The sequence below is a fragment of the Spiribacter curvatus genome, assembly GCF_000485905.1.
Taxonomy (GTDB): domain Bacteria; phylum Pseudomonadota; class Gammaproteobacteria; order Nitrococcales; family Nitrococcaceae; genus Spiribacter; species Spiribacter curvatus.
In genome coordinates this window covers 706107-731402 of the sequence record NC_022664.1, presented here as the reverse complement: position 1 = coordinate 731402, position 25296 = coordinate 706107, and the positions used below count along the sequence as shown (strand labels likewise).

Genomic DNA, 25296 nt, shown 5'->3' with positions numbered 1-25296 from the left:
TCATGGACGCGACAGACGAGCTTATCCAGCGGCTGCAGCGCATCGCCGGCGAGCAGCACGTACTGACCGATGCGGCCGCCACACGGCCCTACCGGACCGGATATCGTTCAGGCAGTGGCGATGCCGTCGCTGTCGTCCATCCGGGTACGTTGGTTGAGCTCTGGCACTGCACCCAGGCCGCCATCGAGGCAGGTGCTGTCATCGTCCCCCAGGCGGCTAACACCGGGCTCACCGAGGGTTCAACGCCCAAGGACACCTACGACCGCCCCGCCGTTGCCATCAACGCCATGCGCATCAAGGGTCTGCAGCTGCTCGGCAATGCCGACCAGGCCATCGCCCTACCCGGTGCGACGCTGTTCGAGCTGACCCAGACACTGGCGCCGCACGGGCGCGAGCCGCATTCGGTGATCGGTTCCACCTCGCTGGGGGCGACCGTCGTCGGCGGTGTCTGCAACAACTCCGGTGGTGCGCTGTGCCGGCGCGGGCCCGCGTATACCGAGCTCGCCGTCTACGCCCGCGTCAACGAAGACGGTGAGCTCGAGCTGGTCAACGAGCTTGGCATCGATCTAGGCGACACGCCCGAGGCGATCCTCGATCGCCTTGAGCACGGTGACTACCGCCCCGAAGATATCGACTGGAACGCCGGCAAGGCGAGCGATGACGGCTATCCCGAGATCATCCGCGGTGCTGACGAACCCGGCGCAGCGCGGTTCAACAACGATCCCCGGCTGCTCTACGGTGTTTCGGGCAGTGCCGGCAAGGTGATGGTATTCGCGGTCCGTATGGACACATTCGAACAGGAGTCGGATGTACGGACGTACTACATCGGCAGTAACGACACGCACGAGATGGCGGAATTCAGGGCACGGTTCCTGCGCGAGGCCTCCAGACTGCCGATTACAGCGGAGTATCTGCACCGCGAGCTGTTTGACGTGGCTCGCCGCTACGGCAAGGACAGTTTCCTGCTGATCAAAAAACTGGGTACGGCCCGTCTGCCCAAAGCGTTTGCGCTCAAGACCCGCATTGACGCTTTTTTCCGGCGCTTACCGCTGCTGCCCGCACCGATCACGGATCATGTCCTCCAGCGTCTGTCATGGCTCGCCCCTGACCCGCTGCCTGAGCGCGTCGTTGAATGGCGCGACCGTTTCGAGCATCACCTGATCCTGCGCGCTAACGGTGACATGGCCGAGGAGACGGAGGGATTCCTCCAGGAATGCTTCCCTGATGCCTGGTTCCGCTGCACAGCGGACGAGGCCGAACGGGCGATGCTGCATCGCTTCGCCGCCGCAGGGGCCGGTGTGCGCTACCAGACCATCCACCACAAGGAGGTCGAGGATATCCTGGCGCTGGATATTGCCCTCGCGCGCAACGATCGGGACTGGTTCGAGGAACTGCCCGAGAGCATCACCCGTGATCTGATGCATCGGCTCTACTACGGGCATTTTTTCTGCAACGTATTCCATCAGGACTACGTATTCCGCGAGGGGGCCGATGTGGCGGCTCACAAGGCGAAAATGCTGGAGATCCTCGACGAACGCGGTGCGGAATACCCGGCCGAGCATAATGTGGGCCACCTCTATCCCGCCAAGCCGCCGCTGGCGGCTTTCTACCGCCGACTGGACCCCACCAACCGCTTCAACCCGGGCGTTGGCAAACTCCCGCGCGGGCCGCGGTATGGCGAGGCCGCCGAGGCCTGATCAGTCCGCCGTCGACTCGGTATCGAGTCCCAGGTCGAGGATCGGCGCGCTGTGCGTCAGGGCGCCGACCGAGATGATGTCTACGCCACTGGCCGCCACGGCGGCGATCGTCTCGCGGCTGACCCGACCGGACGCCTCAGTGACTGCCCGGCCGTCCACACGGCGGACGGCCTCGGCCAGCGTCGCCGGATCCATGTTGTCGAGTAGCACGGCATCGGCCTGACCGGTCAACGCCGCCTCGAGCTGCTCCAGCGTATCCACCTCTACCTCGATTCTCACCAGATGCCCGGCCGCGGCTCGGGCCCGGGCCAGTGCGGGTCCGATGCCACCGGCTACAGCGATATGGTTGTCCTTGATGAGCATCGCGTCGTCGAGCCCGAAGCGGTGATTGACGCCACCGCCGGCCCGGACTGCATGCTTTTCCAGTCCGCGCAGGCCGGGTGTAGTCTTGCGGGTGCAGGCGATTCGGGCCGGCCAGTCACCGGTTGCCGCGACCAGCGCCGCCGCGGCGGTCGCGATCCCGCTCAGATGGCAGAGCAGGTTCAGGGCGACTCGCTCGGCGGCGAGGATTGCCCGTGCCGGACCCGTCAGACGCATCATCACTGAGCCCGCCGCGACCGTGTCGCCATCCGCGCAGACCCGCTCCACCATCACCCGCTCGTCAAGCAGCGAGAACGCCAACGCCGCGGCGGCGGTACCCGCGATCCGACCCGGTTCACGGGCGCGGATAACCCCAGCCATTGTCGCGTCCGCGGGAAAGACAGCATCGCTGGTCACATCACCGGCCCGGCCGAGATCCTCCGCCAGCGCCGCACGGACCAGCGGCTCGAGCTGGACGCGGCTCGGATCCGTCACGCCGATCATGCGAGGGCCCTCGCTGTTCGATCAATAACGCCGGGGACAGATCCGGAGTGGGCAAGGTCCGCCAGCGTCAGGGACGCCCGGGCCGGCGCAGGCGAGCGCGTCTGCGGACAGTCATCACGCAGGTGCCCACCACGGCTTTCCGTGCGCCGTTGTGCCGCAGTGGCCACAAACAGCCCGGCAAGCGCCGGATCAGCCTGCCGATGCTGCACATCGAAGGCCACCGGCGTCAGGGCCTCAATGGCCCTATCGAGTCCGGCGGCCGACCGGACAACGCCCACATAATCGCTCATGCAGTCGCGGATCCAGGTGCTGGCGCCCATGCCTGAAAAGGTTCCTGTCCGTCCCGGGTCATCCGTCCGGGCTCGATGCACATCGGTCTGTCCGGCGATGTCCTCGGCGATCCAGCGGGCAAAGGCAAGTCCCTCGAGCAGTGAATTGCTTGCCAGGCGATTGGCACCATGCAGACCGCTACCCGCCACTTCACCGCAGGCCCATAGCCCCTCGACGGTGGTCCGCCCACTGCCATCCACCGCGACACCTCCCATGTGGTAGTGCGCCGCTGGCCGGACCGGGATGCGAGCACGGGCAGGATCAATGCCGGCACGTTGACAGGCAGCAGTGACCGCCGGATAGCGGCTGGGGAATGCATCACCGATCGCCGAGCGGCCATCAAGATAGACGCCATCACCAGCTTCCAGCGCGGCATGGATACGCCGGGCGATGATATCCCGCGCGGCCAGATCGCCGCCCGGGGTATCCGCCATCAACGGCTCACCCGCTCGGTTGACCAGTGTCGCGCCTTCACCCCGCAGGGCCTCGGTGGCGAGGGGCATCGGATCGCGTCCCACCGCCATCGCGGTGGGGTGGAACTGGACGAACTCGGCGTCGGCGATGGCAGCGCCCGCCCGCGCCGCCATGGCCAGGCCACGGCCCGCGGCGCCCAGGGGGTTGGTGGTATCGGCATACAGCCCACTCAGACCACCGGTGGCCAGCACGACCGCACGACCGGTGAGATCGGTATCAGCAACTCGAACGCCCTGAACACGACCTGACGCCGTGATCAGTCCCTCGACCGCCGCGCGTTCGCGGACTTGAATCGACGGCGTTGCGCCGACTGCCTTGATCAGGCTGTTGAGGATGGCCGCACCACTGCCATCACCGCCTACATGGGCGACTCGATGGCGGCTGTGTGCGCCCTCAAGCCCCATCGCCAGAACGCCATCAGCCCCTCGGTCGAAGGGCACACCGAGGGCCGCGAGGTGATCCAGACACGCCGGCGCCGCCTCGGTCACCGCCCGCGCGACGGCACGATCGACCAGATCGACACCGGCGGCTTCGGTATCGGCCTGATGCAGAGCGGGCGCGTCATCACCCGCCATCGCTGCGGCGATCCCGCCCTGGGCCCAGGCTGTGGATGTGTTCTCACGCAGGCGCCCGGCGGTCAGCACCACCACGGGCAGCGGCGCGAGTCGAAGGGCCGTCGCCAGTCCAGCGATACCGGCACCCACCACAATCACCGGCCGGTTCTTCGCGCTCGCGGCCTTCATCGCACGGCCAGCATCCGTGTCACGGCCTGACGCGCCCGATCGGCGACATCGGTCTCGATCTCCACCCGCGGGGCGCCATACTCCAGCGCCTGCCGGATTTTCGGCAGGGTGATCCGTTTCATGTGCGGGCACAGGTTGCAGGGACGGACGAACTCCACCTCCGGCACTTCGGCGGCCACGTTATCGCTCATTGAGCATTCGGTGACCATCAGCACCCGGCGTGGCTTGCGCGATGACACGGCATTGATCATCTGCGCGGTGGAGCCCACCTCATCCGCCGCCGCCAGCACATCCGGCGGGCATTCCGGATGGGCGATCACCATGAGATCGTCATGCGCCTGCCGGTACTGACGGATCTCGTCGCCGGTGAAGCGTTCATGCACCTCGCAGTGCCCTTTCCAGGAGATGATCTCGACATCGGTCTGCAGCGCTACGTAGTGCGCCAGATACTCATCGGGCAGAAAGATCACCCGGTCCACACCCAGCGACTCGACCACCTGGACCGCATTGCCCGAGGTCACACAGATATCGGACTCGGCCTTGACCGCCGCTGAGGTGTTCACATAGGTCACGACCGGAACGTCCGGATAGCGCTCGCGCAGCGCGCGGACATCTTTGGCGGTGATGGATTCGGCCAGGGAGCAGCCGGCGGCGAGGTCCGGGATCAGAACGGTCTTATCCGGGCACAGCAGCTTCGAGGTCTCGGCCATGAAGTGCACGCCCGCCTGAACGATCACATCGGCCTCGGTCTCCGCGGCCCGGCGCGCCAGCGCCAGGGAATCACCGACAATATCGGCCACACCATGGAATATCTCCGGCGTTTGGTAATTGTGCGCCAGGATAACGGCGTTACGCTCGGCCTTGAGGCGATGGATCGCGTCGATCTCGGGCTCGAAGATCGCCCATTCCATCGGTGGGATGGTATCCCGCAACCGCTCCCGTGACTGGCGTGTTTGTTCCATGACTGCTTCCACTGAACGCTCCTTATGCTCGATTTGAGCATTAATGGCGTGACGATATTGCACCGTTATGCACGCTTTGAGCATAAGATCAGGAGAGAAGTTTCATCAAGCCCGATTGAGGCTTCGATATGACCGTCTGATCAGGGACGAGCTACGCGTCCACCGGTCTTGATATCGACACCGGGCGCCGGCCGCTCCAGCGTGACCGCGGGACGGAATCGCATCAACCGGGCGGGGCGGCCGCCGGTCTGTGTTTCATGTTCGCCGGTCTCTTCCACCAGATGCTGGCGTTTCACCAGTCGGCGGAAGTTCTGTTTATGCAGCCGCGCCCCGGATAGCGCCTCTGCCGTGCGCTGGAGCTGCAGCAGCGTGAAAGTGGGCGGCATCAGTTCGAAAAGCAGCGGTCGGTATTTAATCTTGCCACGCAGCCGACCGACGGCCGTCGCAAGGATGCGACGGTGATCGGTCGCCATGGGACGATCGGGGCGCCCGCCCAGATCGGCGGGTGGCACCAGCCCCTGGTCATGCCAGGCCTCGGAGAGCAGCCGGGCGCTGTAGAGCAGTTCGTAGCGCTCCAGCGATCGTTCCTCGTCCCAGGGGGTGGCGTCGCTCGCGAAGGCGAGCCGCAGACGCTCGGTGCGGCGCATGCGTTTCTGCGCACTGGGCGCCGCCTCGACCCAGCGCGCCAGCCCGGCAAGGATGGTGTCAACGACCGCTGGGCGTTGCGTCCGCCAGTCCTCCCAGGGCAGGTAGTGATACCAGGGCTGCCAGGCGGTGGCCGCTCGATGCTGATGCTCAACCTCGTTGACCAGGGCGAGATAGGCGACCGAGACAGGGCGCACACCCGGGCCATCAGCGGCTTCGCTATTGGCCCGATCGCGATCGGCGAAGGTATAGAGCTGTTCCATGTAGCCGAGCCGGAGCCCGGTCTGGTGGGCGACCCAGCTGCGCAGTCCGGCCTGGAGGGTGCGGTGATCAGGCTGCAGTGGTCCGCAGGGCAATGTATCCGGCTCGCCGGCGCCAGGCCGGACGGTGAGGATACGCGGCTCGCCATCGATCATGGCGACGATCACCGCGGTCAGGTCGACGGTTGCCGGGCTTGCCCCCTCACTCAACGCCATCAGGCACTGTCCCGATCGGGCTCCCCAAGCGCATGACGCTGCAGCCGTTTAACCTCGTCACGCAGTTTACCGGCCTCCTCGAACTCAAGGTTGCGCGCGTGCTGATGCATCTTCTGCTCGAGCTCCTTGATCCGCTTCACCGCCTGGGCTGTCGTCAGGTCGGCATAGGCCTTGGCCTCATCGGCCACCTCGGCATAGTGCTCGGCGGTGTCAGGGGCACTGGCGCCGCCCCGCTCCATGACATCGGCGATGGCCTTTTGAATACCCTGCGGCGTAATCCCGTGCTCCTCGTTGTAGGCGATCTGTTTTTCGCGCCGGCGCTCGGTCTCGTTGATTGCCTTACTCATTGAGTCGGTCATCTGATCGGCATAGAGAATGGCGCGGCCGTTGACGTTCCGGGCGGCCCGGCCGATGGTCTGGATGAGTGAGCGCTCAGCGCGCAGGAAGCCTTCCTTGTCGGCATCCAGGATCGCCACCAGGGAGACCTCCGGGATGTCCAGCCCCTCGCGGAGCAGGTTGATGCCCACCAGCACATCGAACGCCCCCAACCGCAGGTCACGGATGATCTCGGTGCGCTCCACGGTATCGATATCGGAGTGCAGGTAGCGCACCCGTACGCCGTTCTCGGAGAGGTACTCGGTCAGGTCCTCCGCCATACGCTTGGTGAGCGTGGTCACCAGTACGCGCTCACCGATCTGGCTGCGTTCGTTGATCTCGCCGAGCACATCGTCCACCTGCGTCCCCGCCGGCCGGACCTCGATCTGTGGGTCGACCAGCCCGGTCGGCCGCACCACCTGCTCGGCCACGGCGCTGGAGTGCTGCTTTTCATACGGACCGGGTGTCGCTGAAATGTAGATCCGCTGCGGGGCGATGGTGTCGAACTCCTCGAACTTCAGTGGCCGGTTGTCGAGCGCCGACGGCAGACGAAAGCCGTACTCGACGAGCGTCTCCTTGCGGGCGCGGTCACCGCGGTACATCCCGCCCACCTGCGAGACTGTGACATGTGATTCGTCGATGAACAGCATTGCATCATCGGGCACGTAGTCGAACAGGCACGGTGGTGCCTGCCCCGGCCCCCGGCCGGAGAGATAGCGCGAGTAGTTCTCGATGCCGTTGCAGTAGCCAAGCTCCTGCATCATCTCCAGATCAAACCGGGTGCGCTGTTCAAGCCGCTGGGCCTCCAGCAGCCGCCCGGCGCCCTGGAGCTGCTCGAGCCGCTCCTGGAGCTCGACTTTAATCTTCTCCACCGCGCTCAGAACCGTGTCGCGTGGCGTCACATAGTGGGACTTGGGATAGACGGTCAGCTGCTGGACACGGCGCAGGACCTCGCCGGTGAGTGGATCGAACCAGGCAAGGCTCTCGATCTCGTCGTCGAAAAGCTCGACTCGCACCGCCTCGTCCTCGGACTCCGCGGGGAAGATATCGATCACATCACCCCGGGCGCGATAGTTGCCGCGCGAGAAATCGTAGTCGTTACGCGCGTACTGCAGCTGCGCCAGGCGCCGGAGGATCTGGCGTTGATCCACCTGTTCGCCCACCTTCAGGTGCAGCACCATTTTCAGATAGGCGCTGGGATCACCCAGCCCGTAGATCGACGAGACCGAGGCAACGATGATGGTATCGCGCCGCTCGATGATCGCCTTGGTCGCTGACAGCCGCATCTGCTCGATGTGCTCATTCACCGAGGCGTCCTTCTCGATGAAGGTATCCGATGCCGGCACATAGGCCTCGGGCTGGTAGTAATCGTAGTAGGAGACGAAATACTCGACCGCGTTATGGGGGAAGAATGCCTTCATCTCGCCGTAGAGCTGGGCGGCGAGCGTCTTGTTCGGCGCCAGCACCACCGCGGGGCGTTGCTCCTTTGCGATCAGGCTCGCCATCGTGAATGTCTTACCTGATCCGGTCACGCCGAGCAGTGTCTGGTGCGAATGCCCTGACTGCAGGCTCCCGGCGAGTGTCTTGATGGCCGTGGGCTGGTCACCGGCGGGCTCGAAGTCACTCTCGAGCTGGAAACGCAGTGTCTGGTCAGTCATAGCGATGCAGGCCCTGTCATGTTTGGCGTATCATTTCGATCAAACTGTGGAAACGGAGACCATCCTTGGCTATTGAACTCTCTGAGCGTGTCGGGCGCGTCCAACCCTCCCCGACCATGGCGGTGACCGCCCGGGCGGCTGAGATGCGCGCGGCCGGCCACGACATCATTGGACTGGGGGCGGGCGAGCCGGATTTTGATACCCCCGAGCATATCAGCGCCGCCGCGATCCAGGCGATCCAGGACGGCCAGACCCGCTATACGCCCGTTGATGGCACCGCTGCGCTCAAACAGGCCATCCAGACCAAATTCGAGCGGGATAACGGCCTCGACTATGCGGCCAACCAGATCCTCGTGTCATCGGGCGCCAAACAGAGCCTCTACAACCTGTTCATGGCCGTCCTGGGCGACGGCGACGAGGTCGTGATCCCCGCTCCGTACTGGGTGTCTTACCCGGACATGGCCCTGCTCGCGGACGCTGTACCACGAATCGTCGAGGCCGATCAGTCGCAACGCTTCAAGATCAGTGCCGAGCAGCTTGAGGCCACGATCACCGAGCGTACGCGGATCGTTGTGCTCAACAGCCCATCCAACCCAACTGGGACTGCCTACACCCGCGCGGAGTTCGAGGCACTGGGTGAGGTTCTGCGGCGCCATCCGGATATACTCATCGCCAGCGATGATATCTATGAGCCGATCCTGTGGACCGATGAGGCCTTTAGCAATATCGCAATGGTCTGCCCCGATCTTGCCGAGCGCACGGTGGTGGTCAACGGCGTCTCCAAGGCCTATGCAATGACCGGTTGGCGAATCGGCTATGCGGCGGGACCGGCCAACGTCATCGGTGCGATGAAAAAGATCCAGTCGCAGAGCACCTCGAACGCCAGTTCAATCTCGCAGGCGGCGTCGGTGGCGGCACTGAACGGCGATCAGGGCGTCATTGCTCCGATGGTGAAGGCGTTCCGCGAGCGGCATGACTTTGTTGTCGAGCGCTTGAACGCCATGAAGGGCGTCAGCTGCATCGCCGGCGATGGCACCTTCTATGCCTATCCCGACGTCAGCCAGGCAATGGCCGCTATCGATGGCATCGACACCGATACGGCCCTGGCCGAGTACCTCATCGCCGAGGCCAACGTTGCCCTTGTGCCGGGTACCGCGTTTGGTCTGTCGGGGCACGCCCGCATCTCTTACGCCACAAGCATGGAGAATCTCCAAAAGGCCATGGACCGACTGGAGAGCGTATTCGGGCGCGATTAGCGGTGCATTCGTGGCGCCGTGCCGGTTGACGGCGCGGCGCAAAACGCTAGACTACGCACGTTCCGACGATAATTCCCCGGTAGCTCAGTGGTAGAGCGAGTGACTGTTAATCACTTGGTCGGCGGTTCGAATCCGTCCCGGGGAGCCACTCCATGCGAGTATCCAGCATGCGCTGTCCGGCGCGGGCATTCCCTCTGAAACCCATTTTCAACGATGTGCAATCGGTCGCCGACAGGTGTTGGATGAGCCGCACGAATGGATGATCAAGCCAATCCACTCAGCATGGATTTCACGCCCTATACGGACTTCGATGCGGCCTCACGCGCCGTCCTTCACGCCCTGAACATGCTCTACCCCATGGGCGCCTGGCTGATGACCCGCGTTGAGGGCGATGACTGGCTCATCCTTCAGTCCGAAGACAACCGCTATATCGGTGTGCCTGTCACCGATGCCAATGGAGCGCTCTTTGGCACTCTGTGCGCGGTGGATACGGTGGAAAAGCCCGAACTGACCGACGCGCTCAATGAAAGAGGACTACGAGACCGCCATTAGGAATGCGGACAAGGCGATGTATGTGAACAAGGCTGAGCGCTATCAATCCGGCATTGTTCCCGACCGCCGGGTCCGTCCGGGACCATGACGCGCGCACTCGGCTGGGGATCCGTGGATGTTACGATGAAAATCTGTAATGCCGATGCGGGCAGAGTGATTTCGCGCCGGTCTGGAGCCGAGCAATGACCATCGCAGGGCGATACAACGCACTGCTCCGTGATATCACCGAGGCATTCCATGCGGTGTTCGACGTCAGCTGCACCGCTGTCGTGGTCGAGGACCAGCCGCTGCCCGTCCACTGCCTCTGTGATCAACCACCGGCTCAGCCGCTCCTTGACTTACCGGCCGTCGCCCAGACGCTGCGCGACGGCCACCCCAGAACGCTGCCTGCACCCGCTGGAGGTCCTTTCGCGGATGCCGCACTGATCGGGATCGAGCCGCTCAGTACCGCGCATGGTGACGGGGCCGCGGTCCTTGTCTTTGTACTGCGTGATCCGGCGCAGACCAACCATGCCGTGGCGCTGGCTCACGCGCTCGCGACAGAAACGGCAAGGGAGCGGGTGGTGCGACAGCAACCGCCGTTCCTTGCCGCCGCGCTCGCCGATGTGGAATGTGGGGTCACCATTGCCGATCCCAACCTCGAGGATACGCCGCTCATCTATGTCAACGAGGCGTTCACCCGATTGACCGGCTACTCCCGGGCCGAGCTGCTGGGCCGGAACTGTCGGTTCATGCAGGGGCACTCGACCGATCAGGCCGCGGTTCAGACCATCCGCCATGCGCTTGCACGCGGTGTGGACTGTACGACGGTCATCGAGAACGTCCGCCGCAACGGGGAGGGATTCCAGAATCGGCTGAAATTGCGACCCATCCGAGCGGCTGATGGGCATATTTCCCATATCGTTGGCATACAGACCGACGTTAGTCGTGAACAGGCCGCGCTGGCGTCGCTCGACATGCAGAAGCGCCGTCACGAGAGCCTGGTCAACAGTGTCGCTAGTTACATCTGGCACATGGACGCCGATGGCGTCATTCGGGATATTGACAGGCGATGGCTTTCACTGGCCGGATTACCGAAGGGTGACACGCGACCGGCGCTGGCGGATATTCGGACGGCTCTCGGAACCTACACCGCACAACGTTTTCGTGAGCGCTGGGCGCAGGCCCTGGAGGCGGTCACACCGTTTGAGGTGACCTATCCGCTGCCAGCCAACGCCACCTCACCGCGCTGGTTCCAGGATCGCATCGCACCCGTGTTGGGTGACGAGGGTCAGCTGCTGGAATGGTTTGGTGTATCGCAGGAGGTGACAGCGCTGCGCCAGGCCGAACAGAACCTCTTCCGGGTCATCCAGAATGCACCGACCGGCATGCTCATGGTGAACAGTGATGGCACCATCGAGTACGCCAACGAGCAGGCGGCCCACTTGTTCGATTACTCGGTGGAGGCACTCAAAGGCATGTCGGTTGATGCGCTGGTGCCGTTGTCGGTGCGCGATCGCCATCATCGGCTGCGGGATCGGTTTATGGCATCGCCATCACTACGCCGGATGGGGATGAACCGCGAGGTCAAAGGCGTTCGGCGTGACGGGACCGAATTCAGTGCCGAGATTGGTCTCAATTCCTTCAGCGATGATCACGAGCGGCGGGTGATCGCCTCGATTACTGATAAAACCGAGCTCAACGACGCCCATCAGGCCCTCGAGCGTGCCGCCTACACCGATCGTGTCACCGGGCTGCTCTCGCGCGACGGCTTTGCCTGGAAACTCGATGAGCTCCGTGAGGCGCGTGTCCTCCATCCAGCGAGTCTGATTGTCTCTATCGATATCTCCGGTCTGCGCGAGATTAATAATGCGCAGGGCTTCGCAGTCGGCGATGAGGTCCTCCGGGAAGCGGGGCGACGGCTGACCGCCGCGGTGGGCCACGCCAACCGGATAGCCCGTCCGGCGGGTGGCGAGTTTCTGGTCATTGTGGCGGTCGACCGGGCGCACACACCCGCACGCTGGCGCCAGCGCCTGGCGGCGCTTTTCGATACCCCCTTCGAGGTCAGCGGCTTTCGGGTCTTTATTGGCGTTGCGTTCGGCTATGCCCGGGTCGGCACGACGGAAACCGTCGATTCGGAGACGCTGATGAACAATGCCGAGTTGGCGCTGCGACGGAGCCAGCAAAGACTCTCCGTCACCTGGACGCAATATACCCGCGCGCTCGAGCAGCACACACGTGCTGTGGTGACGACGACCCGTGAGCTACGCTCGGCACTCGAGTGCAATGACCTCCGGCTTTACTATCAGCCCAAGGTTGATATGAACGATGGTCGCCTGGTGTCAGCGGAGGCATTACTGCGCTGGCAGCATCCCGAACGGGGACTCCTCCCACCGGCGGCATTCATTCCGCTCGCCGAGCAGAGTCAGCTCATCGCACCGATGGGTGAGTGGGTGTTGCGCCAGGCCTGCCAGGACATGCGGCAATGGCAGGACGCCGGGCTGACAGTCGCACCCATTTCCGTCAACATCTCGCTGGTGCAGTTCCAGCTCGGCTCGGTCCCCGACATTGTCAGCCGCGCGCTGACGGATTTCGGCATCGCCCCCCACCAGCTCACACTGGAAATCACCGAAAGCGTCTTCGAGGAGCACTGCGAGGCGCTGAAGGTCGACCTGAACGCCATCAATCGAATGGGCGTGAAGCTGTCACTCGATGACTTCGGGATGGGCTATTCATCGCTCGGTCATCTCAACGATTACCCCTTCGACGAGATCAAGATCGACAAGAGCTTTATCTGGCAGTTGAGCGGCCGGGCCTACGGACAGGCGATCGTGAAGGCGGTTCATGCCATTGCCGAGGCGATCGGCGCGCAGGTGGTCGCCGAAGGCGTGGAATCCGCTGAGCACGTCGAGGCGCTTCAGCGTCTTGGCTGCTGGATCGGCCAGGGCTTTTACTATAGCCGCCCAATGCCCGCCTCGCAGTGGCAGATCCAGCTGGCTGGCCCTCAGGGCACGATCCAGCGCCCCACCCACTCATCCTGACGCTCAAACCAGCCGCGGCGGTGACGATTGCCCAGGTGGAGAATGTCCATTTGCTGGATGGTCATATCAAGCACCGCAAAGGCCGATGGCTGAGGCCACTGTTCATACCCGAGCGAGTCCGCGATCGGGGCACCGGATGTTGGCTGGAAACCGTAGCAGTTCCGCGCATGCTCAGAGAGTTCCGCCCAGACGGGCTCGACGGCCGTGCCGACCTGCACGGCGACATCAGCCAGTAGTCGGATCTGCAGGTGAGCACTCTGATCCCACACATGGATTCCGGCATGGGGCGTCGCCTGCAGTTCATCGACCTTGTCGGCATAGCGATCGGTGTAGACTCTGAGCTTCGCCTGATCCCGATCGGCGGCGCGCAGCACGACCGTTCGCGCCCGCGGCATCCCCTGCCGATCGACGCTCGCGAGCGTTGGATGGCGGGCGGCCGCCCGGCGATCGGCCACGCCGCGGGATAGACGCTTCCATGCCTGCTCACGCAGCGTATCGAGGGATCGGGCCCACTCGTGCAATTCGTCGGTCATTTGTACGTGTCTCTGAGGTCGGTGAACCGGCAGCCGTTGTATCGTCCGTCGGCTTTGCACCCATCGGAATCTTTCCGCGCGCCGGTCGTGTCAAAAGATGGATTCTAATTGCTGCTGTGGAGTATTTGCATGCTCTCGGACCCGCGTATCGCCGGAATGTTGCAGCTAATCAAGGCGGCGCTGCGTCCACCTGCTGGACCCGGTCGTATCTCGCTCGCTCTGGGCGTTGGCGCAGTGACCCACCTGTTATTCACCGCCGGTGTCCTCGCGATGATCATTGCCATGTTTCACGGCATGAGCGCGAGCCTCGGGCGTGTCCCACAGCCCTGGGCCTGGATGGTGAACCTGCTTCTGATCATCCAGTTCCCGCTGGGCCACTCGCTACTGCTGTCGCGGCGTGGCGGGCGGTGGCTGTCACGATTGGTACCGGGACCGCATGGCGGCAAGCTGGCCAGCACCACCTTCGCCTTGATCGCCTCGATACAGCTGCTGATTCTTTTCACCCTGTGGACGCCTTCCGGAATCATCTGGTGGCAGGCGGAAGGGGCGGTTTTCTGGGTAGTCTGCGGTGTCTACGGGCTGTCCTGGCTACTGCTGATGAAGGCCACCTTCGACGCCGGTCTCGAGGTCCAGTCGGGAGCACTGGGATGGATGTCGTTGCTGGCGAGGATCACGCCGCGCTTCCCGGACATGCCCACAGAGGGACTCTTTCGGCTCATCCGGCAGCCGATCTACGTCGCCTTCGCCCTGACGCTGTGGACAGTGCCGGTGTGGACTCCCGATCAGCTACTTCTGGCCGTCAGTTATACGGCATACTGCTTACTGGCACCGCGCCTCAAGGAACGACGGTTCAGCAAGCGTTATGGTGAGCGCTTCGAGCGCTACCGGGCCGCGGTCCCCTACGCCATTCCCGCCATAAGAACCGGTTCGGGAGACAAGCATGCGGAATAACCTGGAGATCTACGACGCAGTTGCCGATCAGTGGTGGTCGGATGAAATCCGCTGGGTGCGAACCCTGAAAAACCTCGTCCCCGGCCGGCTCTCGTGGATGGACCGACAGTTCGACTGGGCCGGACAGACGGTGCTCGACCTCGGTTGTGCCGGCGGGTTCATGGCCGAGGCGCTCGCCGATCGCGGCGCCCGTGTCACCGGCATTGACCCGGCCACCGAGGCGATCGAGGCGGCCCGAGCGCATGCCCGCGGAAACAACCGGGCGATCGATTACGATGTGGGCGTCGGCGAGTCGCTCCCCTACTCCGACGCTCGCTACGACGCCGTGGTCTGCGTCGACGTGCTCGAACACGTGCAGGATCTCGGACAGGTGCTATCGGAGGTACACCGGGTGCTGAAGCCGGGCGGCCGTTTCCTGTTCGACACCATCAATCGCAACCCGCTGGCCCGCTTTGCAACGATCACCGTTGCCGAGGACATCCTGCGTCTGCTGCCACGGGGAACACACGACCCAGCGCTTTTCATCCGGCCCGACGAGCTCCGGACAGCACTCGAAAACGCCGGTCTGGTCGCGGGGCCCTTTACGGGCCTGGGTCCCCGCGGGATCAACCGCCGCGGGGACCTGACCTTCGGCCGCCTGCCGCTGACCGCCATCCTCTACATGGGAACGGCAGACCAGCCGCTGACGCCGGGCGACTAGGCGCAGTTAGCGCGACTCCACCTCGCGCCAGATCTGCTGGACGAACTGCAGCGCATCGCCCTCAAGGCTGGGGATGAACGTAAGCCGGTCCATCTCCTCGTCGGTCGGGGTGATCGGCGGCTCCTGGAGCACCGCATCAAGCATGGGTAGGGAAGCCGCGTTGGGGCTGGAGTAATAATTCCAGTTGGAGAGTTGCGCGCCGACCTCCGCACTCAGGATGTAGTTGATGAAAGCATGCGCCAGCTCGGGGTTGGGGGCATTGGCCGGGATCATCATGTTGTCCACCCACAGCTCGGCGCCCTCCTCCGGGATGACATACCGGATGTCCTCGAAGCCCTCCGGATCCTCCGTCTTATAGAAGACAAAGTCGCCGTTGAAGGTCATGCCGGCGGCGACGGAGCCACGCACTAACTGCTGGAGAATCGGCGTGCCCTGAACGAAACCGGCGAAATTATCACGCTGTTTCGACTCGAGAATCAGCCGCGCGGCGGGCTCGAGCTCATCGCGCTCGATGCAGTCATAGCCGTGACCAAGATAGGCACAGGCCGCGCCGAGACTCACCTGAGCGTCTTCCGGCACCGCGAACGGGGCATCGGCGTTGACTGCCGGGTCGAACAGCACCGACCAACTCGCCGGGACATCGCCGAGCGCCGCCTGGTCGTAGACCAGTCCCGTCGTCCCCCATTGATACGCTGCGGTATATGCGTTGCCCGGGTCGAAGGCCGGATCGATGAACGTATCCATCAGGTTATCGAGGTTGGGTAGCTGCTCGTGATCCAGCGGCTGAACAAGATCGCTGTTGATCAGCCGCGGAACATAGTAGTTGGACGGGACGATCACGTCGTACTGGCTGTCGCCACCCGCCTGCAGTTTGGCGAACAGCTCGCCGTTGGAATTGAAGTAGTTGCGGACCACCTCCACGTCGTGGCGATCCTCAAACCGCTCGATAATGGCCGGATCCATATACTGCGACCAATTGAAAAGATAGAGCGTCTCGCCCTCGAACTGGGCGGCGGCCGGCGCCGCCACGCCAGCCAGACTGAGGGCAAGCAGGCCCGTCCTTGCGATGCGATGGGTCATGATTACGGACTCCCTTGAGTGGGTGATCACGCCGACGGTCGGCGCTGGACGAAAAGGCTGATCAGGGCGACGACGAACACACTACCGATCATGATGGTTGCGATGGCGTTGACCTCTGGCGTCACACCCTTTTTGATCGCGCTCCAGATATAGATCGGCAGCGTTGTGCTCTCGGGGCCAGCGGTGAAGAAGCTGATCACGAAATCATCGATCGACAGTGTCAGCGCCAGCAGAAAGCTGGAGACGATCGCCGGCCCGAGCACCGGCAGGAGAAAGAAGCGGACCCGCTGCCAGGGTGACGCATAGAGATCCTGTACCGCCTCGAAGAGCTGCGGATCCAGGGCCAGCAGCCGCGCGTTCACGAGCAGCGCCACAAAAGGAACCTGAAAGGTCACATGGGCGATGATCATCGTTCCAAGGCCCGGCGCCAGAATGCCAAGACTGCGATCAATGGCGATGAAAAAGATCATTTCGGCGATGCCGAAAATGATATCCGGCATGACCATCGGCAGATAAATCAACCAGATCAGCCAGCTGAGCCGCCGCAGGCGATATCGATAGAAGCCGTAGCCCAGCATTCCGCCGATGACAATCGCGATCAGTGATGATGTCAGCGCGAGGAACACGGTGTTGAGCAGCGCGGCAATGATCTCATCGTTGCTGAAGAGCTGTTCGTACCAGGTTAGCGAGAACCCGGCGAACCGTGCCGACGAATTAATGGCGTTGAACGAGAAAAACACCACCACCGCGAGCGGCGCATAGAGGAACACCAGCAACAGATACCAGAACACCCGCAGCCCGTGATGCAGCGCGCCCCCCTTCACAGCAGCACCTCCCGGTCACCGCCCAGGCGCCGGCCCAGATCACGCAGTACCTTGAGCCCGATGAGGGTGACGACAATCATGATGATCGCGCCGGCGGCGCCGAGGGGCCAGTTGCTCGCCTGTACGAACTGCCGCGCCACCAGATTGCCGATCATCGTCGCCTTGCCGCCGCCGAGCAGCTCGGTGACCACATACATGCCAAACGCCGGGATCGCCACCAGTACGGTGCCCGCCATCAGTCCAGGCAGGGTCTGCGGGAAAACGGCATGCCGGAACACGCCCACCGGTGAGGCGAACAGATCGCGGGCGGCCTCGACCTGTTCGGTATCGAGCCGTTCAAACGCGGCATAAAGCGGCAGCACCATGAACGGCAGAAAGTTATAGACCAGGCCCACAATCACCGCGAACTGCGAGGGGAAGAGCCCCATCTGCGGCTCTGTGAGGCCAATCCATACCGCCAGATCCGAGACCGGTGTGCCGGGGGCGAGGATGTTCATCCAACCCACCGAGCGAATGACCTGGTTCGTCCAGGAGGGCACGACAATGGCGAGCAGCATCAGGGGGCGCCAGCGCGCCGGTTGCCGGCTGATGGTGTAGGCCGCCGGATAGGCGATCAGGATGACAATGGCAGTCGCCAGCAGGCTCTGCCAGACCGAGCGGATCAGGGTGTATAGATTACCGGGGCTCCAGCCCAGAAAGCCGAAACCGGCGAGTTCGCGGAACGACTGCAGGCTGAGCGGCGGTGTCGGCAGCCCATAGGCGCCATTACTGAGAAACGCCATCGCCACCAGATAGGCACTGGGCAGTACCAGAAAGACGACAATGAAAAACACCCCGGGGGCGGTGGTGGCGAGTAGAAAACGGGTATCGCGACGCAGGCTGGACAATCCAGTCGACCTCAGTCCGAAACGGTGGCCGTGCCGCGCGGCGACACACCAATCCGGATACGCTCGCCCACACGATAGCCGGGCTGGCCACGATTGGCGCAGCTTGCGAGCAGCCGCAGCCCGTCGCAGAAGAGGCGGTACTCGGTGGTCTCGCCGCGATAGAGGCGCTCCTCGACCGTTGCCTCGAGGCGGTTGGGCGCGGTGTCGGCCTCGTCATCGAGCCGGATCGTCTCCGGGCGCAGCAGCAGGTGGTCACCGTCGCCGAAATGCCCCTCGAGTCGGCCGAGCGGGGTATCAACCCCGTCGCCATCCCGCCCGTGAATGGGAACAAGGTTTTCATGGCCCATGAAGCGCGCCACGAATAACGCCGACGGGGATTCGTAGATCGCATCCGGCGTGCCGACCTGAGCAATGCGCCCGGCGTTGAGCACCGCCATCCGGTCACTCATCACCATCGCCTCCTCCTGATCATGGGTGACGAAGACAAACGTCATTCCCAACTGCCGCTGGAGTCGCTTGAGCTCGAGCTGCAGGCGACCACGCAGATCCGCATCAAGGGCTGACAGGGGTTCATCGAGCAGCAGTACGTCGGGTTCGTTGATCAACGCCCGTGCCAGTGCCACGCGCTGGCGCTGGCCGCCGGAGAGCTGAGCCACCTCGCGGTCAAGCAATGCGTCGATGCCGATCAGTTCAGCGATCCGATGGGTGCGCGCCGCCACCGCCGCTGGATCGACTCCCTGCATCTCCAGGCCAAAGCCGATATTGCGACGGACATTACGGTGCGGGAACAGGGCATAGGACTGGAAAACGGTGTTGACGCTGCGGCGATGCGGCGGTACGCCGTCCATCACTTGCCCACCGATGGTGATCCGGCCGCTGTCGGGTTGCTCAAGCCCCGCGAGCAACCGTAGCAGCGTCGTCTTGCCACAGCCCGAGGGCCCGAGCAGGGTAAAGAACTCGCCGGCGCCGACATCCAGATCCACGGCGTCGACGGCCTTGACCCCGCGCTCGAATGATTTGGTCGCGGCATCAACGCGAATCGCGGACTCAGTCCGTGGTGAACCGGCTGGGTGATCGGCCATGCGCAACGTCCCTCGGCGGCTGCATTGCGTATAATCCTTCAGTATACCGCAAGTTGAACCGATATGACGGCTCAGCGCGTGGGCAGGCTGGCCCGTTCCCGTTCGAGGCGCTCGCGCGCGCCGCTGCAGACGATGTCACAAAGGTCGAAGATAAACGGCGCGGTGATCTCGAAATACGCCCAGTTACCGGCCTGTCGACGCCCGACCAGGCCGCTGGCGCGCAGTGTCGCCAGATGCTTGGAGACGTTGGACGGACTCGCCCCGGTCTGCGCGGCGATCTCACCCACTGTCTGCTCGCCGGACTGAAGGCAGTGGAGAATCCCCAGTCGCTGCACATCGCCGAGGAGGCGGAAGGTGTGGGCGATCAGCTCCATCGATTCGGATTGCTGCGCGTCAACATCGGCCATTGAGCCGCTCCTGCGTTGGTGATTGCTTGGATCTGGATCGCTACGATAACGGAATGTTCACTGGTTTACTATATGAGCACATAGGCATATAGTTGTCCGCCACTTTCTGATGAGGAGCGGACATGGGTCGTCGGATCGCCAGCCTCGCCATGAACCACCCGCGCATGATCTTTCTTGCCACCCTGCTGTTAACGCTGGTGGGAACGGCGCTGATCCCGCTCATCCAGATCGACACCGATCCGGAAAATATGCTCCCGGCGGATCAGGCGGATCGCGTCCGGCATAACGCCATCAAAGAGCAGTTCAACCTCCACGACATGATCGTTGTCGGTGTGGTCAACGAGCGCGCCGATCCAGGGGTCTTCAACCCGCGCTCACTGTCGGCCATCCATGCGCTGAGCGGGGAAATCGCCGAAATTGACGGTGTCATCCGCCGTGACCTGCTCTCGCTGGCGACCGTCGACAACATTGAGCAGGGCGAGCCCGGTACGATCCGCTTTGAGTGGATGTTGAACAGCCCGCCCGAGACGCAGGAAGAGGCCAATCGGATACGCGAGGCAACACTGGATCTGCCGCTTTTCCGCGACACGCTGATTTCCGGCGATGGGGAGGCCACCGCGCTCTACGTGCCCATCGAGGCCAAGGATCAGAGTCATCGCATCGCCGGCGAGATCGAGGCGCTGATTGATGGGCTCGACACCGACGACCGCTTCCATATCACCGGCCTGCCGGTGGCCGAGGATACCTTCGGCGTGGAGATGTTCACTCAGATGGCGATCTCCGCACCACTGGCTGCGCTGGTGATATTCGCGCTGATGGTGTGGTTCTTCCGCTCGGTCACGCTGGTGATCGCCCCCATGCTGATGGCGTTCGCGGTGGTCCTGACCACCATGGGGGCACTGATTGGGATGGGCTTTACGGTCCATATCATGAGCTCAATGATCCCCATCTTCCTCATGCCGATCGCGGTGGTGGACTCGGTGCATATCATCTCCGAGTTCGCCGATCGCTATCGTCCTGAGCGCGGCGCCCGCGAGACGATGCGCGAGGTCATGGGCCATTTGTTCACGCCCATGTTCTACACCTCGATCACTTCCGGTATTGGCTTTGCCTCGCTGGCCTTCACACCGATCCCGCCGGTGCAGGTATTCGGCCTGTTCGTCGGCGCTGGCATCCTGCTCGCGTTCGTCCTCACGGTGATCTTCATCCCCGCCTATGCGGTGTGCCTCAAGCCCGAGCGCCTCAAGGCCATGCAGACAGCCGGACAGCGTCGCGACCCGGCCCATACACCCCTTGCGCGGAGCCTGCAGGCACTTGGTGGCGTCGCGATCAGCCGGGCCAAGCTGGTGGTGAGTGTATTCGCCATCGCCATTGTCATTGGCGCCTATGGCATCAGCCAGATCACCGTCAACGATAATCCAACCCGGTGGTTCCAGTCCGACCACCCCATTCGGGTGGCGGACCGGGTGCTGAATGACCATTTTGCCGGCACCTACAGTGCCTACCTGCGCCTTGAGTCCGACGTCGGCGAGGGTGCACCGGCGCGCTTCCGCACGCAGGTCCAGCGACTGCTCGATGAGGCCGACCAGGACGGCGTGGCGATCGCCGGCGACTGGCAACAGCTGCGTGATCGGGCCCGCGCCGAAACCGAGCGTTTCGACGCCGAGCTGGAGGCGCTGGGCTCAGCGGTCTCCGATCGGCTGTTCGAGGCCGGCGACGCGAGCTATCCCTACTGGAAGGAGCTGCTCACCGTGATTGATCAGACCCGGGGGGATCTCAACTACTTCCAGCGTCCGGAGATGCTGCGCTACATCGGCGACTTCGAGGCGGCGCTTGTCGAGTCGGCGGAGGTCGGCAAGGTCAACAGCATCACCGACCTGGTCCGCACCGTCTATCGCGAGCTGCGCAGCGGCGAACAAGCCGACTACCGGATTCCGGATTCGCGCCGGGCGGTGGCTCAGACCCTGCTCAGTTTCCAGGGCTCGCATCGTCCCCATGATCTCTGGCGGATGGTGACGCCGGATTATCAGGCCGCGAACCTCTGGGTCCAGCTCACCAGCGGCGATAACCAGGACATGCAGGCGGTCATCGACCGGGCACAGTCGTATGTGGCGGCCAATCCGCTACCGGCGGGTGTGCAGATGAGCTGGGGTGGTCTGAACTATATCAACGTGGTCTGGCAGGACGCGATGGTGAAGGGCATGGCCCAGAGCCTCGCCATCGCCTGGGTCATGGTGGCGCTGATGATGCTGGTGCTGTTCCGCTCGCTGCGTTTCGGGCTGCTGGCGATGGTGCCGCTCACGGTCACGATCGCCATCATCTACGGGGTGATCGGGCTGATCGGCAAGGCCTATGACATGCCCATCGCTGTGCTGTCATCGCTCACGCTGGGGCTGTCGGTGGACTTCGCCATCCACTTCATCGAGCGCAGCCGTGAGTACTATCGGCGGACTGGCAACTTCACCGAGAGCATGCGCCACATGTTCGGCGAGCCAGCGCGGGCGATCAGCCGCAACGCGATTGTCATCGCCATTGGCTTTTTGCCCCTGCTGGCGGCGCCGCTGGTGCCCTACAACACGGTGGGCATCTTTCTGGCGAGCATCATGGCGGCATCGGCACTCGCCTCGATCGTCCTGCTGCCCGCCATCATGACACTCGGCCGGCGCCGGCTCATGCCCGATCGGGCATCGACGGTGCCCGACGCAACGGAGGACTCCCGATGAGAAAGACACTGAGACTCTCCCTGCTGCTGATCGCGGGGCTCTCGACAGGAGCGGCGCACGCGCAGATGAGCAATGCCAGCGAGATCGTTGAGGCGGCCAACATCGCTTCCTACTATGCGGGTGATGACGGGCGCTCGGCCGCGCGTATGACGATTGTCGATGGCGATGGGAGCCGGCAGCGCCGCCAGTTCACCCTGCTACGCCAGGATGTTGCCGATGGCGGCGATCAACGATACCTGGTGGTCTTCAGTCGACCCGCGGATATCCGCGGCACCGTCTTTCGGGTGGAAAAGCATGTCGGAGAGTCCGATGACCGCTGGCTCTATCTGCCGGCCCTGGATCTGATCAACCGGATTGCCGCCGGTGACAAACGCACCAGCTTTGTCGGCTCGCATTTCTACTACGAGGATATTTCCGGGCGCGGGACCGAGGCGGACCGGCACACGCTGATCGAGACCACCGACGATCACTACATCATCGAGAGCACACCCAAGGATCCGGATAACGTGGCCTTCGCGCGCTACCGCACCCGGATCGATCGCGACACCCTGTTGCCGATGCGAACCGAATACCAGCGTGAGGACGGCGAGGTCTATCGGCGCATGGTCGTCGCCGAGGTCGAGACGATCGACGGCTACCCGACCGGCACGGAAGTGCGCATGGAGGATCTGGACACGGGCGGCTATACCCTGACGCAGTTCCGGTTTTCGGACTACGACATCGGTCTGCCGAGCCGCATCTTCAGCGAGCGCTCGCTGCGCAATCCACCCCGTGACTGGCTGCGTCGGGAATGATCCCGCTGATGGGGCGCGCATTGGCTGTGGCACTCGTCATCGCCGGTTCATCGCTGACATCGGTATCCGCTCAGTCAGGCGATGACGGTTGGAGCGACGATGGCTGGGGCGATGATCCCTGGGCGCGGGAGCAGACCGGTTGGCAGTGGTATGGGTTTGTGGAGGGAGCGGTTGCACCGCGCCTGCAGGACGATCCCGCCGTTGATGACGACTATACCGTTGCCGAGGCCCGGGTGCAGATCGAGGGTGAGCGCCAGCTTGGCGACTACACCGCGACGATCAAGGCGGATGCCTGGCTGGATGGTGTTGAGGAAGGCGGTCGCGGCGATCTGCGCGAGGCAAACCTCGCCGGCCGACTGACACCGCAGACGGATATCCGCTTCGGCCGGCAGATCATCACTTGGGGAACGGGCGATCTCGTGTTTCTCAACGATCTGTTCCCGAAGGACTATGTCGCGTTCTTCAGTGGCCGCGGCGATGAATATCTGAAGGCACCGACGGATGCGGTTAAGCTGTCATGGTTTGGCGATGTGAACGTCGATGTCGTCTGGATGCCACGCGCCACGCCCAACCGGTTCATCACCGGCGAGCGACTCTCCTTCTTCAGCCGGGAGGCCGGCCGACGTGTGGCCGCACCCCCGCAGATCGACCCGCGCGAGCGTGATCAGGTTGGCGGGGACAGTGAGTTCGCACTACGGATGTATCAGACGATCGATGGCATCGAATATGCCGGTTATGCCTATCACGGCTACGACAAGCAGCCGAGCGCCCGCGATCCCGACACCGGAAGGGCGTATTTCCCACGTCTGACATCATTCGGAGCGAGTGTGCGCGGGCCTCTGTTGGGCGGTATCGCCAATCTGGAAACCGCCTATTATCACGGTGAGGACGACAACGGCCGCGATCCCGACCGGCCCAACGACGAGTGGCGCTGGCTGGGCGGCTATGAGCATGAACCATTCTCGGACCTCACCCTGGGCTGGCAGTATTCGCTCGAGTGGATCCAGGATCATGATGAACTGTTGGATGCCCTGACGAATGAGCAGCGCCGCTATGCACCGGATGAGTACCGGCACCTTTTGACCAACCGCGTGACCTGGCAGGGCCAGCGTCAGAACCTGACCCTGTCACTGTTTACGTTCTACTCACCCTCTGATGCCGACTACTATCTCCGGCCACGGGCACGTTATCGGTTCAGTGATCGACTGACCGGCACAGCCGGCGTCAATCTCTTTGGCGGGCAGGATGACTGGACGTTCCATACCCAGCTGGAAGACAACAGCAACACCTACCTCCGGCTTCGATACAACTTCTAGGAAGCCGGCACACGCCAGGATGGGCGTTCCGCTCACCCGCTGCGGGTGTGGAGATAGTCGGCGAAGGCGTCGCCAAATTCCGGGTGTTTCACCCCGAATTCGACGGTGGCCTGAAGGTAGCCGAGCTTGTCGCCGCAGTCATAACGGGTGCCTTCGAACTCGTAGGCCATGACGGATTCATCCTTCATCAATGCGGCGATGGCGTCCGTGAGCTGTATCTCGCCTCCGGCACCCGGCGGCGTCTGACGGAGCTTGTTGAAGATGCTCGCGTTGAGCACATACCGGCCGACGACGCCGAGGTTGGATGGCGCCTCCTGCGGATCGGGTTTTTCGACGATCCCCTTGAGGCGTCCGAGTCGGGGGCTGATCGCATCCGTATCGACAACGCCGTAGCGATTGGTCCGTTCGGGCGGCACACGCTCGACGCCGATAATGCTCGCAACCTGTTCGTCATAGCACTCAACCATCTGCGCCAGACAGCCGCCGTTTTGCTCATCGTCGATGAGATCGTCAGCGAGGATCACGGCAAAGGGTTCATCGCCCACCGCGGGCTCAGCGCAGAGTACCGCATGCCCCAGTCCCAGCGCCTCGGACTGACGGATATAGATACACGCCACATGGGCGGGAAGAATGTTGCGCACCGCCTCAAGCCGCTCGAGCTTGCCGGACTCCTCGAGTTCGGTTTCCAGCTCGTAGGCCTTATCGAAATGATCCGGGATGCTGCGCTTATTACGCCCGTTCACGAAGATCAGGGTCTCGATGCCCGCGCGGACCGCCTCCTCGGCCGCATACTGAATCAGTGGCTTATCGACCACCGGCAACATTTCCTTGGGATTCGCCTTGGTGGCCGGCAGGAATCGGGTGCCCATTCCCGCGACCGGAAACACAGCTTTACGGATGCGCTTGGTCATCGACGAATGCTCTCCCTGTTGAGTCGGTATTATTGT

General features: G+C 63.4%; 21 protein-coding genes and 1 tRNA gene. 10 read left to right on the top strand and 12 right to left on the bottom strand.

All coding sequences use genetic code 11. The features are described from left to right. The first annotated feature begins 2 nt into the window (after nucleotides 1-2). Nucleotides 3-1697 (top strand): D-lactate dehydrogenase, encoded by a 1695-nt coding sequence (dld, locus tag SPICUR_RS03620; RefSeq protein ID WP_023366152.1) that lies wholly within the window; start codon nucleotides 3-5, stop codon nucleotides 1695-1697. Here the strand turns inward: dld and nadC are convergent, their stop codons facing one another. From nadC to uvrB, 5 genes are read right to left on the bottom strand one after another with little or no spacing between them, the layout of a single operon-like run. Further along, nucleotides 1698-2561: a carboxylating nicotinate-nucleotide diphosphorylase gene (gene nadC / locus SPICUR_RS03615; RefSeq protein WP_023366150.1), complete on the bottom strand. Its 864-nt coding sequence runs from the start codon at nucleotides 2559-2561 to the stop codon at nucleotides 1698-1700. Continuing rightward, nucleotides 2558-4108 carry an L-aspartate oxidase gene (locus tag SPICUR_RS03610; RefSeq protein WP_023366147.1) on the bottom strand — a complete coding sequence of 517 codons (1551 nt, stop codon included), beginning with the start codon at nucleotides 4106-4108 and terminating at the stop codon, nucleotides 2558-2560. The genes nadC and SPICUR_RS03610 overlap by 4 nt, the downstream gene beginning before the upstream one ends. Beyond that, a complete protein-coding gene (gene nadA, locus SPICUR_RS03605) occupies nucleotides 4105-5154 on the bottom strand; it encodes a quinolinate synthase NadA (protein WP_148291311.1) in 1050 nt (349 codons plus the stop codon). Before nadA ends, SPICUR_RS03610 begins: the two co-directional genes overlap by 4 nt. A gap of 56 nt (nucleotides 5155-5210) precedes the next feature. Further along, nucleotides 5211-6191, bottom strand: a complete 981-nt coding sequence (locus SPICUR_RS03600; RefSeq protein WP_023366143.1) for an NUDIX hydrolase — start codon at nucleotides 6189-6191, stop codon at nucleotides 5211-5213. Continuing rightward, nucleotides 6191-8224 carry an excinuclease ABC subunit UvrB gene (uvrB, locus tag SPICUR_RS03595; protein WP_023366141.1) on the bottom strand — a complete coding sequence of 678 codons (2034 nt, stop codon included), beginning with the start codon at nucleotides 8222-8224 and terminating at the stop codon, nucleotides 6191-6193. The genes SPICUR_RS03600 and uvrB overlap by 1 nt, the downstream gene beginning before the upstream one ends. A 65-nt stretch (nucleotides 8225-8289) precedes the next feature. Here uvrB and SPICUR_RS03590 point away from each other — a divergent pair, with 65 nt between their 5' ends. The 4 genes from SPICUR_RS03590 (at nucleotide 8290) to SPICUR_RS03575 (ending at nucleotide 13052) form a co-directional block, all read left to right on the top strand. Continuing rightward, nucleotides 8290-9480: a pyridoxal phosphate-dependent aminotransferase gene (locus tag SPICUR_RS03590; RefSeq protein ID WP_041381646.1), complete on the top strand. Its 1191-nt coding sequence runs from the start codon at nucleotides 8290-8292 to the stop codon at nucleotides 9478-9480. Nucleotides 9481-9553: 73 nt separating this feature from the next. Further along, nucleotides 9554-9628, top strand: a tRNA-Asn gene (locus SPICUR_RS03585). A gap of 107 nt (nucleotides 9629-9735) precedes the next feature. Next, complete coding sequence (locus SPICUR_RS03580; protein WP_023366137.1) at nucleotides 9736-10032, top strand: hypothetical protein; 297 nt, start codon at nucleotides 9736-9738, stop codon at nucleotides 10030-10032. A gap of 182 nt (nucleotides 10033-10214) precedes the next feature. Then, a complete protein-coding gene (locus tag SPICUR_RS03575; RefSeq protein WP_023366135.1) occupies nucleotides 10215-13052 on the top strand; it encodes a sensor domain-containing protein in 2838 nt (945 codons plus the stop codon). Here SPICUR_RS03575 and SPICUR_RS03570 read toward each other — a convergent pair. Beyond that, nucleotides 13016-13585: a pyridoxamine 5'-phosphate oxidase family protein gene (locus tag SPICUR_RS03570; protein ID WP_023366133.1), complete on the bottom strand. Its 570-nt coding sequence runs from the start codon at nucleotides 13583-13585 to the stop codon at nucleotides 13016-13018. The genes SPICUR_RS03575 and SPICUR_RS03570 overlap by 37 nt on opposite strands. Before the next feature lie 156 nt (nucleotides 13586-13741). On the opposite strand from SPICUR_RS03570, the gene SPICUR_RS03565 reads away from it, so the two are divergent. Further along, the gene (locus SPICUR_RS03565; RefSeq protein WP_023366131.1) at nucleotides 13742-14536 is read left to right on the top strand and encodes a hypothetical protein; all 795 of its coding nucleotides are present in this window, start codon (nucleotides 13742-13744) and stop codon (nucleotides 14534-14536) included. After that, nucleotides 14526-15236 carry a bifunctional 2-polyprenyl-6-hydroxyphenol methylase/3-demethylubiquinol 3-O-methyltransferase UbiG gene (gene ubiG / locus SPICUR_RS03560; protein ID WP_023366129.1) on the top strand — a complete coding sequence of 237 codons (711 nt, stop codon included), beginning with the start codon at nucleotides 14526-14528 and terminating at the stop codon, nucleotides 15234-15236. The genes SPICUR_RS03565 and ubiG overlap by 11 nt, the downstream gene beginning before the upstream one ends. A gap of 6 nt (nucleotides 15237-15242) precedes the next feature. Here ubiG and SPICUR_RS03555 read toward each other — a convergent pair whose 3' ends face one another. The 5 genes from SPICUR_RS03555 to SPICUR_RS03535 form a co-directional block, all read right to left on the bottom strand. Then, on the bottom strand, nucleotides 15243-16316 hold the full coding sequence (locus tag SPICUR_RS03555) for an ABC transporter substrate-binding protein (protein ID WP_023366127.1): 1074 nt from the start codon (nucleotides 16314-16316) through the stop codon (nucleotides 15243-15245). Nucleotides 16317-16342: 26 nt separating this feature from the next. Continuing rightward, nucleotides 16343-17140, bottom strand: a complete 798-nt coding sequence (locus tag SPICUR_RS03550) for an ABC transporter permease (protein ID WP_023366125.1) — start codon at nucleotides 17138-17140, stop codon at nucleotides 16343-16345. Further along, complete coding sequence (locus SPICUR_RS03545) at nucleotides 17137-18027, bottom strand: ABC transporter permease (RefSeq protein WP_023366123.1); 891 nt, start codon at nucleotides 18025-18027, stop codon at nucleotides 17137-17139. The genes SPICUR_RS03550 and SPICUR_RS03545 overlap by 4 nt, the downstream gene beginning before the upstream one ends. A gap of 11 nt (nucleotides 18028-18038) precedes the next feature. Continuing rightward, nucleotides 18039-19109 carry an ABC transporter ATP-binding protein gene (locus SPICUR_RS03540; RefSeq protein WP_023366121.1) on the bottom strand — a complete coding sequence of 357 codons (1071 nt, stop codon included), beginning with the start codon at nucleotides 19107-19109 and terminating at the stop codon, nucleotides 18039-18041. A 71-nt stretch (nucleotides 19110-19180) separates the two neighbouring features. Beyond that, nucleotides 19181-19516 carry an ArsR/SmtB family transcription factor gene (locus SPICUR_RS03535; protein ID WP_023366119.1) on the bottom strand — a complete coding sequence of 112 codons (336 nt, stop codon included), beginning with the start codon at nucleotides 19514-19516 and terminating at the stop codon, nucleotides 19181-19183. A gap of 122 nt (nucleotides 19517-19638) precedes the next feature. Between SPICUR_RS03535 and SPICUR_RS03530 the strand changes: the two genes are divergently transcribed. From SPICUR_RS03530 to SPICUR_RS03520, 3 genes are read left to right on the top strand one after another with little or no spacing between them, the layout of a single operon-like run. Then, the gene (locus tag SPICUR_RS03530; RefSeq protein ID WP_023366117.1) at nucleotides 19639-22239 is read left to right on the top strand and encodes an efflux RND transporter permease subunit; all 2601 of its coding nucleotides are present in this window, start codon (nucleotides 19639-19641) and stop codon (nucleotides 22237-22239) included. Next, on the top strand, nucleotides 22236-23033 hold the full coding sequence (locus tag SPICUR_RS03525; RefSeq protein ID WP_023366115.1) for an outer membrane lipoprotein-sorting protein: 798 nt from the start codon (nucleotides 22236-22238) through the stop codon (nucleotides 23031-23033). The genes SPICUR_RS03530 and SPICUR_RS03525 overlap by 4 nt, the downstream gene beginning before the upstream one ends. A 26-nt stretch (nucleotides 23034-23059) precedes the next feature. Continuing rightward, on the top strand, nucleotides 23060-24349 hold the full coding sequence (locus SPICUR_RS03520; RefSeq protein WP_237220350.1) for a DUF1302 family protein: 1290 nt from the start codon (nucleotides 23060-23062) through the stop codon (nucleotides 24347-24349). Nucleotides 24350-24381: 32 nt separating this feature from the next. On the opposite strand, the gene galU is transcribed toward SPICUR_RS03520, so the two are convergent. Then, nucleotides 24382-25260, bottom strand: coding sequence for a UTP--glucose-1-phosphate uridylyltransferase GalU (galU, locus tag SPICUR_RS03515; RefSeq protein WP_023366111.1), 879 nt, complete (start codon nucleotides 25258-25260; stop codon nucleotides 24382-24384). Between the last annotated feature and the right edge of the window lie 36 nt (nucleotides 25261-25296).

Excerpts from the sequence above, each read along its gene's own strand:
- nadC (WP_023366150.1), bottom strand. The coding sequence starts at position 2,561 with ATGATCGGCGTGACGGATCCGAGCCGCGTCCAGCTCGAGCCGCTGGTC.
- galU (WP_023366111.1), bottom strand. The coding sequence starts at position 25,260 with ATGACCAAGCGCATCCGTAAAGCTGTGTTTCCGGTCGCGGGAATGGGC.
- SPICUR_RS03610 (WP_023366147.1), bottom strand. The coding sequence starts at position 4,108 with ATGAAGGCCGCGAGCGCGAAGAACCGGCCGGTGATTGTGGTGGGTGCC.
- uvrB (WP_023366141.1), bottom strand. The coding sequence starts at position 8,224 with ATGACTGACCAGACACTGCGTTTCCAGCTCGAGAGTGACTTCGAGCCC.
- SPICUR_RS03530 (WP_023366117.1), top strand. The coding sequence starts at position 19,639 with ATGGGTCGTCGGATCGCCAGCCTCGCCATGAACCACCCGCGCATGATC.
- SPICUR_RS03555 (WP_023366127.1), bottom strand. The coding sequence starts at position 16,316 with ATGACCCATCGCATCGCAAGGACGGGCCTGCTTGCCCTCAGTCTGGCT.
- SPICUR_RS03575 (WP_023366135.1), top strand. The coding sequence starts at position 10,215 with ATGACCATCGCAGGGCGATACAACGCACTGCTCCGTGATATCACCGAG.
- SPICUR_RS03570 (WP_023366133.1), bottom strand. The coding sequence starts at position 13,585 with ATGACCGACGAATTGCACGAGTGGGCCCGATCCCTCGATACGCTGCGT.
- SPICUR_RS03580 (WP_023366137.1), top strand. The coding sequence starts at position 9,736 with ATGGATGATCAAGCCAATCCACTCAGCATGGATTTCACGCCCTATACG.
- SPICUR_RS03525 (WP_023366115.1), top strand. The coding sequence starts at position 22,236 with ATGAGAAAGACACTGAGACTCTCCCTGCTGCTGATCGCGGGGCTCTCG.
- SPICUR_RS03600 (WP_023366143.1), bottom strand. The coding sequence starts at position 6,191 with ATGGCGTTGAGTGAGGGGGCAAGCCCGGCAACCGTCGACCTGACCGCG.
- SPICUR_RS03535 (WP_023366119.1), bottom strand. The coding sequence starts at position 19,516 with ATGGCCGATGTTGACGCGCAGCAATCCGAATCGATGGAGCTGATCGCC.
- nadA (WP_148291311.1), bottom strand. The coding sequence starts at position 5,154 with ATGCTCAAAGCGTGCATAACGGTGCAATATCGTCACGCCATTAATGCT.
- SPICUR_RS03565 (WP_023366131.1), top strand. The coding sequence starts at position 13,742 with ATGTTGCAGCTAATCAAGGCGGCGCTGCGTCCACCTGCTGGACCCGGT.
- SPICUR_RS03540 (WP_023366121.1), bottom strand. The coding sequence starts at position 19,109 with ATGGCCGATCACCCAGCCGGTTCACCACGGACTGAGTCCGCGATTCGC.
- ubiG (WP_023366129.1), top strand. The coding sequence starts at position 14,526 with ATGCGGAATAACCTGGAGATCTACGACGCAGTTGCCGATCAGTGGTGG.
- dld (WP_023366152.1), top strand. The coding sequence starts at position 3 with ATGGACGCGACAGACGAGCTTATCCAGCGGCTGCAGCGCATCGCCGGC.